The 12,663-nt window shown below is 70.4% G+C and carries 10 protein-coding genes; 5 read left to right on the plus strand and 5 right to left on the minus strand.

What is annotated here, in order from left to right; all coding sequences use genetic code 11:
- Positions 1 to 253: 253 nt before the first annotated feature.
- From pgi to ABT001_RS34880, 3 genes are read left to right on the plus strand one after another with little or no spacing between them, the layout of a single operon-like run.
- A complete protein-coding gene (gene pgi / locus ABT001_RS34870; RefSeq protein WP_351285606.1) occupies positions 254 to 1,906 on the plus strand; it encodes a glucose-6-phosphate isomerase in 1,653 nt (550 codons plus the stop codon).
- A 3-nt stretch (positions 1,907 to 1,909) separates the two neighbouring features.
- The gene (locus tag ABT001_RS34875; RefSeq protein WP_351285607.1) at positions 1,910 to 2,413 is read left to right on the plus strand and encodes a PH domain-containing protein; all 504 of its coding nucleotides are present in this window, start codon (positions 1,910 to 1,912) and stop codon (positions 2,411 to 2,413) included.
- On the plus strand, positions 2,410 to 3,918 hold the full coding sequence (locus ABT001_RS34880) for a PH domain-containing protein (protein WP_351285608.1): 1,509 nt from the start codon (positions 2,410 to 2,412) through the stop codon (positions 3,916 to 3,918). Before ABT001_RS34875 ends, ABT001_RS34880 begins: the two co-directional genes overlap by 4 nt.
- A 329-nt stretch (positions 3,919 to 4,247) precedes the next feature.
- Here the strand turns inward: ABT001_RS34880 and pgl are convergent, their stop codons facing one another.
- The 5 genes from pgl to tkt are packed head-to-tail and all read right to left on the minus strand — an operon-like array spanning position 4,248 to position 10,833.
- On the minus strand, positions 4,248 to 5,030 hold the full coding sequence (gene pgl / locus ABT001_RS34885; protein WP_351285610.1) for a 6-phosphogluconolactonase: 783 nt from the start codon (positions 5,028 to 5,030) through the stop codon (positions 4,248 to 4,250).
- Entirely contained in the window at positions 5,027 to 6,058 is a 1,032-nt protein-coding gene (opcA, locus tag ABT001_RS34890) for a glucose-6-phosphate dehydrogenase assembly protein OpcA (RefSeq protein WP_351285611.1), read from the minus strand. Before opcA ends, pgl begins: the two co-directional genes overlap by 4 nt.
- Entirely contained in the window at positions 6,055 to 7,587 is a 1,533-nt protein-coding gene (zwf, locus tag ABT001_RS34895; protein WP_351285613.1) for a glucose-6-phosphate dehydrogenase, read from the minus strand. The genes opcA and zwf overlap by 4 nt, the downstream gene beginning before the upstream one ends.
- Positions 7,588 to 7,592: 5 nt before the next feature.
- A complete protein-coding gene (gene tal, locus ABT001_RS34900) occupies positions 7,593 to 8,711 on the minus strand; it encodes a transaldolase (protein WP_351285614.1) in 1,119 nt (372 codons plus the stop codon).
- 34 nt (positions 8,712 to 8,745) lie between these two features.
- Positions 8,746 to 10,833, minus strand: coding sequence for a transketolase (tkt, locus tag ABT001_RS34905; RefSeq protein ID WP_351285616.1), 2,088 nt, complete (start codon positions 10,831 to 10,833; stop codon positions 8,746 to 8,748).
- Positions 10,834 to 11,128: 295 nt separating this feature from the next.
- On the opposite strand from tkt, the gene ABT001_RS34910 reads away from it, so the two are divergent.
- Both ABT001_RS34910 and ABT001_RS34915 read left to right on the plus strand, forming a co-directional pair.
- Positions 11,129 to 12,076, plus strand: coding sequence for a heme o synthase (locus ABT001_RS34910; protein WP_351285617.1), 948 nt, complete (start codon positions 11,129 to 11,131; stop codon positions 12,074 to 12,076).
- A 103-nt stretch (positions 12,077 to 12,179) separates the two neighbouring features.
- The gene (locus tag ABT001_RS34915) at positions 12,180 to 12,542 is read left to right on the plus strand and encodes a hypothetical protein (protein WP_351285618.1); all 363 of its coding nucleotides are present in this window, start codon (positions 12,180 to 12,182) and stop codon (positions 12,540 to 12,542) included.
- Positions 12,543 to 12,663: the final 121 nt, after the last annotated feature.

The raw sequence follows: 12,663 nt of genomic DNA on the forward strand, positions 1-12,663 counted from the left end.
ACGTGCACACCGTCGGCAAACCCGGCCCCGCAAAGCGACGAACAAAGAAGTCAACGACCCCACGCCCACGCCGCACAGGTTAAAGATCAAGCTAGCAGTCGTTGTTCACCGGCCGGCCACCCCCTGGGTGCCCGGCCGGAATCCGTAGGCCGCCCCGTAGCCCGCCGATGCCCCGCCGGACCCTCCAGATCAATTAGGTTGGAGGGGCAGCGGGGAAGGTTGCAGGTACGAGAAGAAGTGGGCGATTTCCGGGATGAACGCACAAGGCCGAACCAAGCTCAACCAGACGCCCGAGTGGACGGCTCTCGGCAAGCACCGTGAGGAGTTCGGCGACACGCATCTGCGCCGGCTGTTCGCGGAGACGCCGGACCGCGGGGCCGCGTACACCCTCAGGGTCGGCGACCTCCACATCGACTACTCCAAGCACCTGGTCACCGACGAGACGCTCCGTCTGCTGCGTGACCTCGCCGCCGCGACGGATGTCGCGGGGCTGCGGGACGCGATGTTCCGCGGCGAGAAGATCAACACCACCGAGGACCGCGCCGTCCTGCACACCGCGCTGCGCGCCCCGCGCGACGCCGTGACCGAGGTCGACGGCGAGAACGTGGTGCCGGCCGTGCACGCCGTCCTCGACAGGATGGCCGCCTTCTCCGACCGGGTCAGGGCCGGGGAGTGGACCGGTCACACCGGCAAGCCGGTCAAGAACATCGTGAACATCGGCATCGGCGGCTCCGATCTCGGACCCGCCATGGCCTACGAGGTGCTGCGCTCCTTCACGGACCGTTCGCTCACCGTCCGATTCGTGTCCAACGTCGACGGTGCGGACCTCCACGAGGCGGTCCGTGATCTGGACCCGGCCGAGACGCTGTTCATCGTCGCGTCCAAGACCTTCACCACGATCGAGACCATCACCAACGCGACCTCCGCCCGTGACTGGCTCCTCACCGGGCTGAGGGCCGGTCAGGAAGCCGTCGCCCAGCACTTCGTGGCGCTGTCGACCAACGCGGAGAAGGTCACGGACTTCGGCATCGACACGGCCAACATGTTCGAGTTCTGGGACTGGGTCGGCGGCCGCTACTCCTTCGACTCGGCGATCGGTCTCTCGCTGATGATCGCCATCGGCCCGGACCGCTTCCGCGAGATGCTCGACGGCTTCCACCTCGTCGACGAGCACTTCCGCACCGCGCCCCCCGAGGAGAACGCCCCGCTGCTGCTGGGCCTGCTGGGCGTCTGGTACGGCCAGTTCTTCGACGCGCAGTCCCACGCGGTCCTGCCCTACAGCCACTACCTGTCCAAGTTCACCGCGTACCTGCAGCAGCTGGACATGGAGTCCAACGGCAAGTCCGTGGACCGCGACGGCAACCCGGTCGAGTGGCAGACCGGGCCGGTCGTCTGGGGCACGCCCGGTACCAACGGGCAGCACGCCTACTACCAGCTGATCCACCAGGGCACGAAGGTCATCCCGGCCGACTTCATCGGCTTCGCCTCGCCGGTCCAGGACCTGCTGCCCGGGCTGATCGCCCAGCACGACCTGCTGATGGCCAACTTCTTCGCGCAGACCCAGGCCCTCGCCTTCGGCAAGACGCCGGACGAGGTACGCGCGGAAGGCGTCGCGGAGGAGCTCGTGCCGCACAAGACGTTCCTCGGCAACCACCCGACGACCACGATCCTCGCGGACCGGCTCACCCCCTCGGTGCTCGGCCAGCTGATCGCGCTGTACGAGCACAAGGTCTTCGTCCAGGGCGCGGTCTGGAACATCGACTCCTTCGACCAGTGGGGCGTCGAGCTGGGCAAGGTGCTCGCCAAGAAGATCGAGCCCGTCCTCACCGAGGGCACCGGTGGCGAAAAGCTGGACAGCTCCACCGCCGCGCTCGTCTCGGCGTACCGCTCGCTGCGGGGTCGCTGAGCGATGACCACGGGGGAGGGGACGGTACGGCTCAGGCCGCCGCGCAACGCACCGGACCGCCGGGCCGTCGGCTGGTGGCGGGCCCAGTGGCTGCTGCTGACGGCGGCGCCGGTGGCGGTCCTCGGCATCCTCGGCGCACTCGTCGAGCCCGCCAGGTTCTGGCTGCTGATGCCCGCCGCGGTGCTCGGCGGCACGGGCCTGCTGTGCGCCGTCCTCTTCCCCCTCTGGTGGTTCCGCACCCACCGCTGGGAGGTCACCGACGAGGCCGTCTACGTGAGCACCGGGGCCCTCCTGCGGGAGTGGCGGATCGCACCGATGTCCCGCATCCAGACCGTGGACACCGTGCGGGGCCCGCTGGAGCAGCTCTTCGGTCTGGCCACGGTCACCGTCACCACGGCGTCCGCCAAGGGAGCCCTGCAGATCGAGGGGCTCACCCACGAGGCCGCCGCCGAACTCGCCGAGCGGCTGACCAGGATCACCCAGGACACCCCCGGGGACGCCACATGAGCACGGCCGCCGACAGCGGTCCCGACTGGCGGCGGCTCCATCCCCGGACGGTCCTGGTCACCGCGCTGGTCACGGCGGGAGTGGCCGTAGGCGCCGCCGTTCCGGTCACGGTCGCGCTGTCCGGCCGTCTCGGGTACCCGGCCGCCGTCGGCTGGGCCCTGGCGGGAGCCGCCCTGCTGATCGGCTGCGCCGCCGCCGGAGACTACGTACGGTGGCGGCGCACCCGGTACCGGGTGGGTGCCGAGCGCGTCGACCTGCACACCGGGCTCCTCCTGCTCAAGCGCCGCTCACTGACCCGCGAGCGGATCCGCAGCGTCGACCTCACCGCCCATCCGCTGCTGCGGATCCTGGGGCTCGTCTCGGTCCGCATCGGCACCGGGGAGCAGACGGGAGGCGACTCCGCGCTCACGCTGGATCCCGTTGCCCGCGCCGAGGGGGAGCGGCTGCGCCGTGACCTCCTCGACCGGCCCGCCGCCGAGGTCTCCGTGACGCACCGGGACGGTGAGCTGGCCGCGCTCGATCTCCGGTGGATGCGCTACGCACCCGTCTCCTTCGCCACGCCCGTGCTCGGCGGCGCCGCCGCCGGCGGTGTGATGCAGGTCAGTGACTGGGTCGGGGCGCAGACCGAGGTGATCCACTGGATCGCCGACCGCTTCCGGGACACCCCGCTGGTCTGGATGATCGTCGTTCTGGTCGTGGTGGCCCTGGTCGGTGGTGTGGTCGGAGCCCTTGGGCTGTGGATCGAGAGCTGGTGGAACTACCGCCTGGAGCGCGAAGCGGGCGGCACGCTGCGGGTGCGGCGCGGGCTGTTCACCTCGCGCTCCCTGTCCGTCGAGGAACGCCGGCTGCGCGGGGTGGACCTGGTGGAACCGCTCGGTGTGCGGCTGGCGGGCGCCGCCCGGGTCGACGCCATCACCACGGGCCTGAGCAGGGACGAGGAGTCGCGGAGCGCCGACCACAACACGCTGTTGCCGGCCGTGCCCCGCCCGCTGGCCGACACCATCGCCGCCGAGGTCCTGCGCGAGACCGTCACACCGACGGGCGCCCCGCTCACGGCCCACCCGAGGGCTGCCCTCGGACGACGGCTGCGCCGTGCCCTGGTGGTGGCCCTGGTGCCCGTGCTGGTCCAGGTGCTGCTGGGCGTCCTGCTGACGCCCGTACTGCTGTGGACCGCGTTCGGCTGCGCGGTGGTGGCGGTGCCCGTCGGGGTGCTGCTGGCCGTCGACGCGTACCGCTCGCTGGGGCACACACTCAGCGGCGGTTACCTGGTGACCCGCTCCGGCACGGTGAGGCGCTCCACCGCGGCTCTCCAGCGGTCCGGGGTGATCGGCTGGACGGTGAAACAGTCCTTCTTCCAGCGCCGGGCCGGGCTGCTGAGCGTCACCGCCACGACGGCGGCCGGAGGCGGCGCCTACACGGCGCACGACACCGACGCGACGGAGGGCCTCGTCTTCGCCGCCGACGCAGTTCCGGGGCTGCTGGAACCGTTCCTGGAGCGCGGCTGAGCCGACGGGGCGTGGCGCCCCGTCGGAGTCACCGGTCCTGCAGGGCGGTGGAACCGAAGGCGGGGAGACCGGCCGGCGGGGGCGCGTCCTGCGGGACCGGAGCGGGGTGCCCGGCCGCCAGGACGTACAGCGGGGTGTGGCCGGTGTTGTCCAGGCCGCACCGGTCGGCGATCGCGGAATCCCTGAAGGCGCCGGTCTGGGCAGGGCCGAGACCGAGGGCCGTCGCGGTCAGGGCGAAGGTCTGCCCGCGACCCGGCCGTATCCCCCTGAGCGACGAGGCCCGGCCCCGCTCCTCGGTAGGAGCGGGGCCGGGCCTCGGTACTGCTCGCCTATGCCGACGCGGGCGGATACAGCGCCCGCGGAAGCTTCGAGGCCGCCGCCACGTCCAGCAGCCACAGCGTGCGGCTACGGCCGTACGCTCCCGCCGCCGGAGCCTGGATCTCCCCGGCCCCGGACAGCGCGATCTCCGCCGCCTCCGCCTTGTCCTCACCCGCGGCCAGCAGCCACACCTCACGCGCCGCCCGGATGGCGGGCAGCGTGAGTGAGACACGGGTGGGCGGCGGCTTGGGGGCGCCGTGCACACCGACGACGGTGCGCTCGGTCTCCCGCACCGCCGGCAGCTCGGGGAAGAGCGACGCGACATGGGTGTCCGGCCCGACGCCCAGCATCAGTACGTCGAACGTCGGTACCGGCCCGTGGTCCTCCGGGCCCGCCGCCGCGGCGAGTTCCGCCGCGTATCCCGCGGCGGCCGCGTCGGCGTCGCCGCCGTACGGCCCGTCGGACGCGGGCATGGCGTGGACCCGGGAGGGGTCCAGGGCCACCTCGTCCAGCAGGGCCTCGCGGGCCTGTGTGACATTCCGCTCCGGGTCGCCCTCGGGCAGGAACCGCTCGTCGCCCCACCACAGGTCGAGCCGCGACCAGTCGATCGCGTCCCGGGCGGGCGAGGCGGCGAGAGCGGCCAGCAGGCCGTTGCCGTTGCGCCCGCCGGTGAGGACCACCGAGGCGGAACCGCGGGCGGCCTGGGCGTCCACGATCTTCGTGATCAGCCTGGCCGCCGCGGCCTGTGCCATCAGCTCCTTGTCGCGGTGCACGACGAGCTGCGGTGCGCTCACTTCGACGCCGCCTTCTTGGCCGCCGCCTTCTTCGCGGCAGGGGCGGCGGAACCCGTGGGCTCCGACCGCTTCTGCCCCGTACCGACGGACGACGGCTCGGTGGGACCGCCGAGGCGCTCCACCCCGAACTTCACCGTGGCCTCGTAGATGTTGTCCGGGTCCAGACGGCGCAGCTCCTCCGCGAGGAGCTCCGCGGTCTCCCGCCGCTTCAGCGCGACGGCGCGGTCCGGCTGGCCGACCATGCAGAGCGTCGCCAGCGAGCCGTCGGGCCGGTCCAGGACGATCTCGCCGTTCCTGGTCTCCAGCCGCACGGCCGTCAGGCCGGGGCCGGCGGAGTGGGTGCGCTCCACCGGGATCGAGAGCCGGTCCGCGAGCCACATCGCCAGCAGTTCGCAGCTCGGGTTGTCGGACTCGCCCTCGACGGTCGCCGAGACGACCTGCGCGGGCTGCTGGTCGAGCGCCGCCGCCAGCATGGAGCGCCACGGTGTGATGCGCGTCCAGGCCAGGTCCGTGTCCCCGGGCCGGTACGTCGCCGCGCGCACCGACAGCTCGTCGAGCGGGTGCTCGGCGGAGTAGGTGTCGGTGATGCGCCGCTGGGCGAGCGCGCCCAGCGGGTCCTTGGCGGGGTCCGCCGGTGCGTCCTCGGGCCACCACACCACGACCGGAGCGTCCGGCAGCAGCAGCGGCAGGACGACCGACTGGGCGTGGTTGGCCAGCTCGCCGTGGAGCCGCAGGACGACGGTCTCGCCCGAGCCCGCGTCGGAACCGACCCGGATCTCGGCGTCGAGCCGTGCGTCACGCCGGGCGCGCGGCGACTTGCTGACCCGCTTGATCACCGCGATGATCCGCGACGGGTGTTCGCGGGACGAGTCGCTCGCCGCGCGCAGCGCGTCGTAGGCGTTCTCCTCGTCGGTGACGATGACGAGGGTGAGCACCATGCCGATGGCGGGCGTGCCGATGGACCGGCGCGCCGAGACCAGGGCCTGGTTGATCTTGCTGGACGTGGTTTCCGTGAGATCGATCTTCATGGCCGGCGCCAGCTCCGTCCGTCGCGTGCGAGCATCTCGTCGGCCTCGGCCGGACCCCACGTGCCGGCCGCGTACTGGGCGGGCTTGCCGTGCTTGTCCCAGTACTCCTCGATCGGGTCGAGGATGTTCCAGGAGAGCTCGACCTCCTGGTGGCGCGGGAAGAGGTTGGCGTCACCGAGCAGCACATCGAGGATGAGCCGCTCGTACGCCTCCGGGCTGGACTCGGTGAAGGACTCGCCGTAGGCGAAGTCCATCGTGACGTCCCGTACCTCCATGGAGGTACCCGGCACCTTCGAGCCGAACCGGACCGTGACCCCCTCGTCCGGCTGCACCCGGATGACCAGGGCGTTGCCGCCGAGCTCCTCCGTCGCACCGGACTCGAAGGGCAGGTAGGGGGCGCGCTTGAAGACGACCGCGATCTCGGTGACCCGGCGGCCGAGGCGCTTGCCGGTACGGAGGTAGAACGGCACGCCCGCCCAGCGGCGGTTGTTGATCGTCAGCTTGATCGCGGCGAAGGTGTCGGTCTTCGACTTGGGGTCGATACCGTCCTCCTCCAGATAGCCGAGCGCTTCCTGCCCGCCCTGCCACGCGTGCGCGTACTGGCCGCGCACCGTGTGCTTGCCGAGGTCATCGGGCAGCTCGACCGCGGTGAGCACCTTCAGCTTCTCGGCGACCAGTGCCTTGGGGTGGAAGGAGCCGGGCTCCTCCATCGCCGTCAGCGCGAGCAGCTGGAGCAGGTGGTTCTGGATGACGTCGCGGGCCGCGCCGATGCCGTCGTAGTAGCCGGCCCGGCCGCCGATGCCGATGTCCTCGGCCATCGTGATCTGGATGTGGTCGACGTACGACCTGTTCCAGATCGGCTCCCACATCGTGTTGGCGAAGCGCAGCGCCAGGATGTTCTGGACCGTCTCCTTGCCGAGGTAGTGGTCGATGCGGAAGACCTCGTTCGGCGGGAAGACGTCGTGCACGAGCTGGTTCAGCTCCTGCGCGCTCGCCAGGTCGTGACCGAAGGGCTTCTCGATGACGGCCCGTCGCCAGCTGCCTTCCTTCTGGTCGGCCAGCCCGTGCTTCTTGAGCTGCTGGACGACCTTGGGGAAGAACTTCGGCGGCACGGACAGGTAGAAGGCGAAGTTGCCGCCCGTGCCCTGCGCCTTGTCGAGTTCCTCGATCGTGGCCCTCAGGGTCTCGAAGGCCACGTCGTCGTCGAAGTTGCCCTGGACGAAGCGCATGCCCTGGCTGAGCTGCTGCCAGACCTCTTCGCGGAACGGGGTGCGGGAGTGCTCTTTGACGGCGTCGTGGACGACCTGGGCGAAGTCCTCGTCCTCCCAGTCGCGGCGCGCGAAGCCGATGAGCGAGAAGCCCGGTGGCAGCAGGCCGCGGTTGGCCAGGTCGTAGACGGCGGGCATCAGCTTTTTACGGGACAAATCGCCCGTGACGCCAAAGATCACCAGGCCCGACGGCCCCGCGATGCGCGGGAGCCGTCGGTCCTGGGCGTCACGGAGCGGGTTGGCTCCGGGAACACCAGACAAGGTGGTCAGCCCTTCGAAGGAGCGAGGCGCTGGAGCTCGGCCTCGGTCGACTTGAGCAGGTCGTTCCAGGCGGCCTCGAACTTCTCGACGCCCTCGTCCTCCAGCAGCTGGACGACGTCGTCGTAGCTGACCCCGAGGTTCTTGATCGCGTCGAGGTCGGCACGGGCCTGGTCGTAGCCACCGGCGACCGTGTTGCCGGTGATGTCACCATGATCGGCCACGGCCTCCAGGGTCGCCTCCGGCATGGTGTTGACCGTGTTGGGGGCGACGAGGTCGTCGACGTACAGGGTGTCCTTGAGGGACGGGTCCTTGACGCCGGTGGAGGCCCACAGCGGGCGCTGCTTGTTGGCGTGCGCCTTGTCCAGGGCGGTCCAGCGGTCGCCCGCGAAGACCTCCTCGTACGCCTCGTAGGCCAGCCGGGCGTTGGCGAGGGCGGACTTGCCCTTCGCGGCCTTCGCCGCGTCGCCGCCGACCGCGTCCAGGCGCTTGTCGATCTCGGTGTCCACACGGGACACGAAGAAGGACGCCACGGAGTGGATCTTCGAGAGGTCGAGGCCCGCGGCCTTCGCCTTCTCCAGGCCCGCCAGGTAGGCGTCCATGACCTCGCGGTAGCGCTCCAGCGAGAAGATCAGGGTCACGTTGACGCTGATGCCCCGCGCGATCGTCTCGGTGATGGCCGGCAGGCCGGCCTTCGTCGCCGGGATCTTGATGAGCGTGTTCGGCCGGTCCACCAGCCAGGCCAGCTGCTTGGCCTCGGCGACCGTGGCCACGGTGTCGTGGGCCAGGCGCGGGTCGACCTCGATGGAGACCCGGCCGTCCTGGCCGTCCGTCGCGTCGAAGACCGGGCGGAGGATGTCGGCGGCGTCACGGACGTCCGCCGTCGTGATCATGCGGATGGCTTCCTCGACGGTGACCTTGCGGGAGGCGAGGTCGGTGAGCTGCTGCTCGTAACCGTCACCCGAGGAGATCGCCTTCTGGAAGATGGACGGGTTCGTCGTGACACCCACGACGTGGCTCTGGTCGATCAGCTCGGCCAGATTGCCGGACGTGATCCGCTTGCGCGACAGGTCGTCCAGCCAGATCGCCACGCCCTCGTCGGAGAGGCGCTTGAGTGCGTCTGTCATGAGAATTGCATCTCCTACTAGTCGTATGACCGCGTCAGCGCGCGGCGGAGGCGATAGATTCCCGGGCGGCTTCCACCACGTGCGCGGCGGTGAAGCCGAACTCACGGAAGAGGATCTTGGCGTCCGCCGACGCACCGAAGTGCTCCAGCGAGACGATCCGGCCGGCGTCGCCCACGTACCGGTGCCAGGTGAGGCCGATACCGGCCTCGACGGCGACCCGGGCCTTCACGGACGGCGGGAGCACGCTGTCCTTGTACGCCTGGTCCTGCTCCTCGAACCACTCGACACACGGCATGGAGACCACACGGGTCGGCACGCCGGCCGCCTGGAGCTCGTCGCGGGCCTCGACGGCCAGCTGGACCTCGGAGCCCGTCGCGATCAGAACGGCCTGCGCCTCGCCGCCGTCGGCGTCGAAGAGGACGTAGCCGCCCTTGGCCGCGTCGTCGTTCGCCGGGTAGGTGGGTACGCCCTGACGGGTCAGCGCCAGACCGTGCGGGGCGCTCGTGCCGTAGTCCTTCTTGCCGCGCTTGAGGATCTCGCGCCACGCGATGGTCGTCTCGTTGGCGTCGGCCGGGCGCACGACGTTCAGGCCCGGGATGGCGCGCAGCGAGGCGATGTGCTCGACCGGCTGGTGGGTCGGGCCGTCCTCGCCGAGGCCGATCGAGTCGTGCGTCCACACGTACGTCACCGGCAGGTGCATCAGCGCGGAGAGGCGGACGGCGTTGCGCATGTAGTCGGAGAACACCAGGAAGGTGCCGCCGTAGACGCGGGTGTTGCCGTGCAGCGCGATGCCGTTCATGGCCGCGGCCATGGCGTGCTCGCGGATGCCGAAGTGGATCGTCCGGCCGTACGGGTCGGCCTCGGGCAGCGGGTTGCCCACCGGGAGGAACGACGACGTCTTGTCGATCGTGGTGTTGTTCGAGCCGGCCAGGTCGGCGGAGCCGCCCCACAGCTCGGGGATGACACCGCCGAGCGCCTGGAGGATCTTGCCGGACGCGGCACGCGTGGCGACCCCGTGGCCGGCCTCGAAGACCGGGAGCTCGTCCTCCCAGCCCGCGGGCAGCTCACCCGCGGCGATGCGGTCGAAGTCGGCGGCGCGCTCGGGGTTGGCGGTGCGCCAGGCGGCGAAGCCCTTCTCCCACTCGGCCTTGGCCTCACGGCCGCGGTCCAGCGCCTCACGGGTGTGCGCGATGACCTCGTCGGAGACCTCGAAGGTCTTCTCGGGGTCGAAGCCGAGCACCCGCTTGGTGGCCGCGATCTCGTCGTCGCCGAGAGCCGAGCCGTGCGCGGCCTCGGTGTTCTGGGCGTTCGGCGCGGGCCAGGCGATGATCGAGCGCATCGCGATGAACGACGGGCGCTCCGTCTCGGCCTTGGCGGCCTGCAGCGCGCGGTGGAGACCGGCGGGGTCCAGGTCACCGCTGGGCAGCTGGTCCACGCGCTGGACGTGCCAGCCGTAGGACTCGTAGCGCTTCAGGGTGTCCTCGGAGACCGCGGTCTCGGTGTCGCCCTCGATCGAGATGTGGTTGTCGTCCCACAGCAGCACCAGGTTGCCGAGCTTCTGGTGGCCGGCGAGCGAGGACGCCTCGGCCGAGATGCCCTCCTGGAGGCAGCCGTCACCGGCGACGACCCAGATGGTGTGGTCGAACGGGGAGGTGCCGGGGGCCGCCTCCGGGTCGAAGAGACCGCGCTCGTAGCGGGAGGCCATTGCCATGCCCACGGCGTTGGCGACACCCTGGCCCAGCGGGCCGGTCGTCGTCTCGACACCGGTGGTGTGGCCGTACTCCGGGTGGCCCGGGGTCTTGGAGCCCCAGGTGCGGAAGGCCTTGAGGTCGTCCAGCTCCAGGCCGTAACCGGCGAGGTAGAGCTGGATGTACAGCGTCAGGCTGGAGTGGCCCGCGGACAGCACGAACCGGTCGCGTCCGGTCCAGTCCGCGTCCGCCGGGTCATGGCGCATCACCTTCTGGAAGAGGGTGTACGCGGCAGGAGCCAGGCTCATCGCCGTACCCGGGTGGCCGTTTCCGACTTTCTGTACGGCATCCGCGGCGAGGACGCGGACGGTGTCCACGGCCCGCTGGTCCAATTCGGTCCACTGGAGGTCTGTGGTGGTCGGCTTGGTGCTCACCCTGAGTCAGGGCTCCTCTCCACTGTTCGTAAACCGGTGACTGGTTACCGCACCGGGCATTGTCGAGCCTACCCCCGTCGCAAGGCCGTACTTCTGCCCTTTCCACAGTGCGGGCGACCTGCGGAGTTCGCCTCCCGTATGAGCGCCTCCGTTCACTTCTGCGCCACCCCAACACGACCCCACCCCCGCGAAGAGCGGCGTATGCCCAACGTCTACAGTGGTCTGGTTCGCGCAAGTCATTACCGGGCGGTCTTCCTGCCCGGAGCTTGCTGGGATTTCTCTGTCAGGGGTGTGCGTGACGGCCGTCGAGTCCCGACCCGCAGGGGTCGCCTTGACTCCGAGCCCAGTGGGCCAACGCCCGTTCGGGGCCCGCGTCAAGGCATTCGTGGCTCTTACCAAGCCGCGCATCATCGAGCTGCTGTTGATCACCACCGTTCCGGTGATGTTCCTCGCCGCTCAGGGCGTACCGGATCTGTTGCTCGTGGTCACCACCACCATCGGCGGATATCTCTCCGCCGGAGGTGCCAATGCGCTCAACATGTATATCGACCGCGACATCGACGCGCTGATGGACCGTACGTCGCAGAGGCCGCTGGTCACCGGCATGGTGAGCCCGCGTGAGTGCCTGGTCTTCGGAATCTCCCTCGCGGTGATTTCCACGGCCTGGTTCGGACTACTCGTCAACTGGCTCTCGGCGGCGCTGGCTCTAGGCGCACTTCTGTTCTATGTCGTCGTCTACACGATGCTGCTGAAGCGCCGGACCTCGCAGAACATCGTCTGGGGCGGAATCGCCGGCTGCATGCCCGTTCTCATCGGCTGGTCCGCCGTGACCAATTCGATGTCCTGGGCCGCGGTGATTCTTTTCGCCGTCATCTTCTTCTGGACGCCGCCGCACTACTGGCCGCTGTCGATGAAGGTGAAGGAGGACTACGCCCGGGTCGGCGTCCCCATGCTGCCCGTCGTCGCCTCCAACCGGGTGGTGGCCCGCCAGATCGTCATCTACAGCTGGGTCATGGTCGCCGTCTCGCTGCTGCTCACCCCGCTGGGCTACACCGGCTGGTTCTACACCGCGGTGGCCCTGCTGACCGGCGGTTTCTGGCTCTGGGAGGCGCACGGCCTGCAGACCAGGGCGAAGGCGGGCGTGACCGGGGGCAAGCTCAAGGAGATGCGGCTGTTCCACTGGTCCATCACGTACGTCTCGCTCCTCTTCGTCGCCGTCGCGGTGGACCCCTTCCTGAGGTAGTCCCGCACGACGTACAAGAGCTCCGCCGACGGGCGGAGGACGTGGCCGATGCCACGCCCTCCGCCCGTCGCCAGTTGATCTACCCGCCGGTAGCATCGTGTCCATGGCAGAGACGGCAGAGTCCCGGACCCAGCAGACGGACGACAGCAAGCACGCGGCGCGCGCCGAGCGCAGGGCCGCGAAGCTCGCCAAGCAGATCGGTTCCTTCGCCAAGGAGCACGGCGGCGCCGAAGGGCAGCTCGCCCACCTCGGCCAGATGGGTACCCGCATCGTGCTGGTCGGCGAGGACGGTGGCTGGGGCGACCTCGTCGCACCCTCCTACGCCCTCGCGGAGAGCGCCGTGCGCAAGGCCGGCATCACGGTGCACGAGGACTTCGACGGGGACTTCGCGGCGAAGGTCCGCACCGGCCCGTACGAGTGGTCGCGGATGGCGGGCATCCAGGTCGGCGGCCCGTCCAACGACTGAGGCCCTTGAGGTCCCGCACATGTGTGGAGGGGGCCCGGGCGGGGGGGGGGGGGGGCGCCCCCCCATGTGGGCGTATTTTGTGGCGGGGGCGGGGGGGGGCGGCCGGGGCCCCGCCGCCGGG

The organism is Streptomyces sp. NPDC002793 (genome assembly GCF_040295485.1).
Classification (GTDB): Bacteria; Actinomycetota; Actinomycetes; order Streptomycetales; family Streptomycetaceae; genus Streptomyces.

Excerpts from the sequence above, each read along its gene's own strand:
- opcA (WP_351285611.1), bottom strand. The coding sequence starts at position 6,058 with ATGAAGATCGATCTCACGGAAACCACGTCCAGCAAGATCAACCAGGCC.
- ABT001_RS34880 (WP_351285608.1), top strand. The coding sequence starts at position 2,410 with ATGAGCACGGCCGCCGACAGCGGTCCCGACTGGCGGCGGCTCCATCCC.
- pgi (WP_351285606.1), top strand. The coding sequence starts at position 254 with ATGAACGCACAAGGCCGAACCAAGCTCAACCAGACGCCCGAGTGGACG.
- ABT001_RS34875 (WP_351285607.1), top strand. The coding sequence starts at position 1,910 with ATGACCACGGGGGAGGGGACGGTACGGCTCAGGCCGCCGCGCAACGCA.
- ABT001_RS34915 (WP_351285618.1), top strand. The coding sequence starts at position 12,180 with ATGGCAGAGACGGCAGAGTCCCGGACCCAGCAGACGGACGACAGCAAG.
- tal (WP_351285614.1), bottom strand. The coding sequence starts at position 8,711 with ATGACAGACGCACTCAAGCGCCTCTCCGACGAGGGCGTGGCGATCTGG.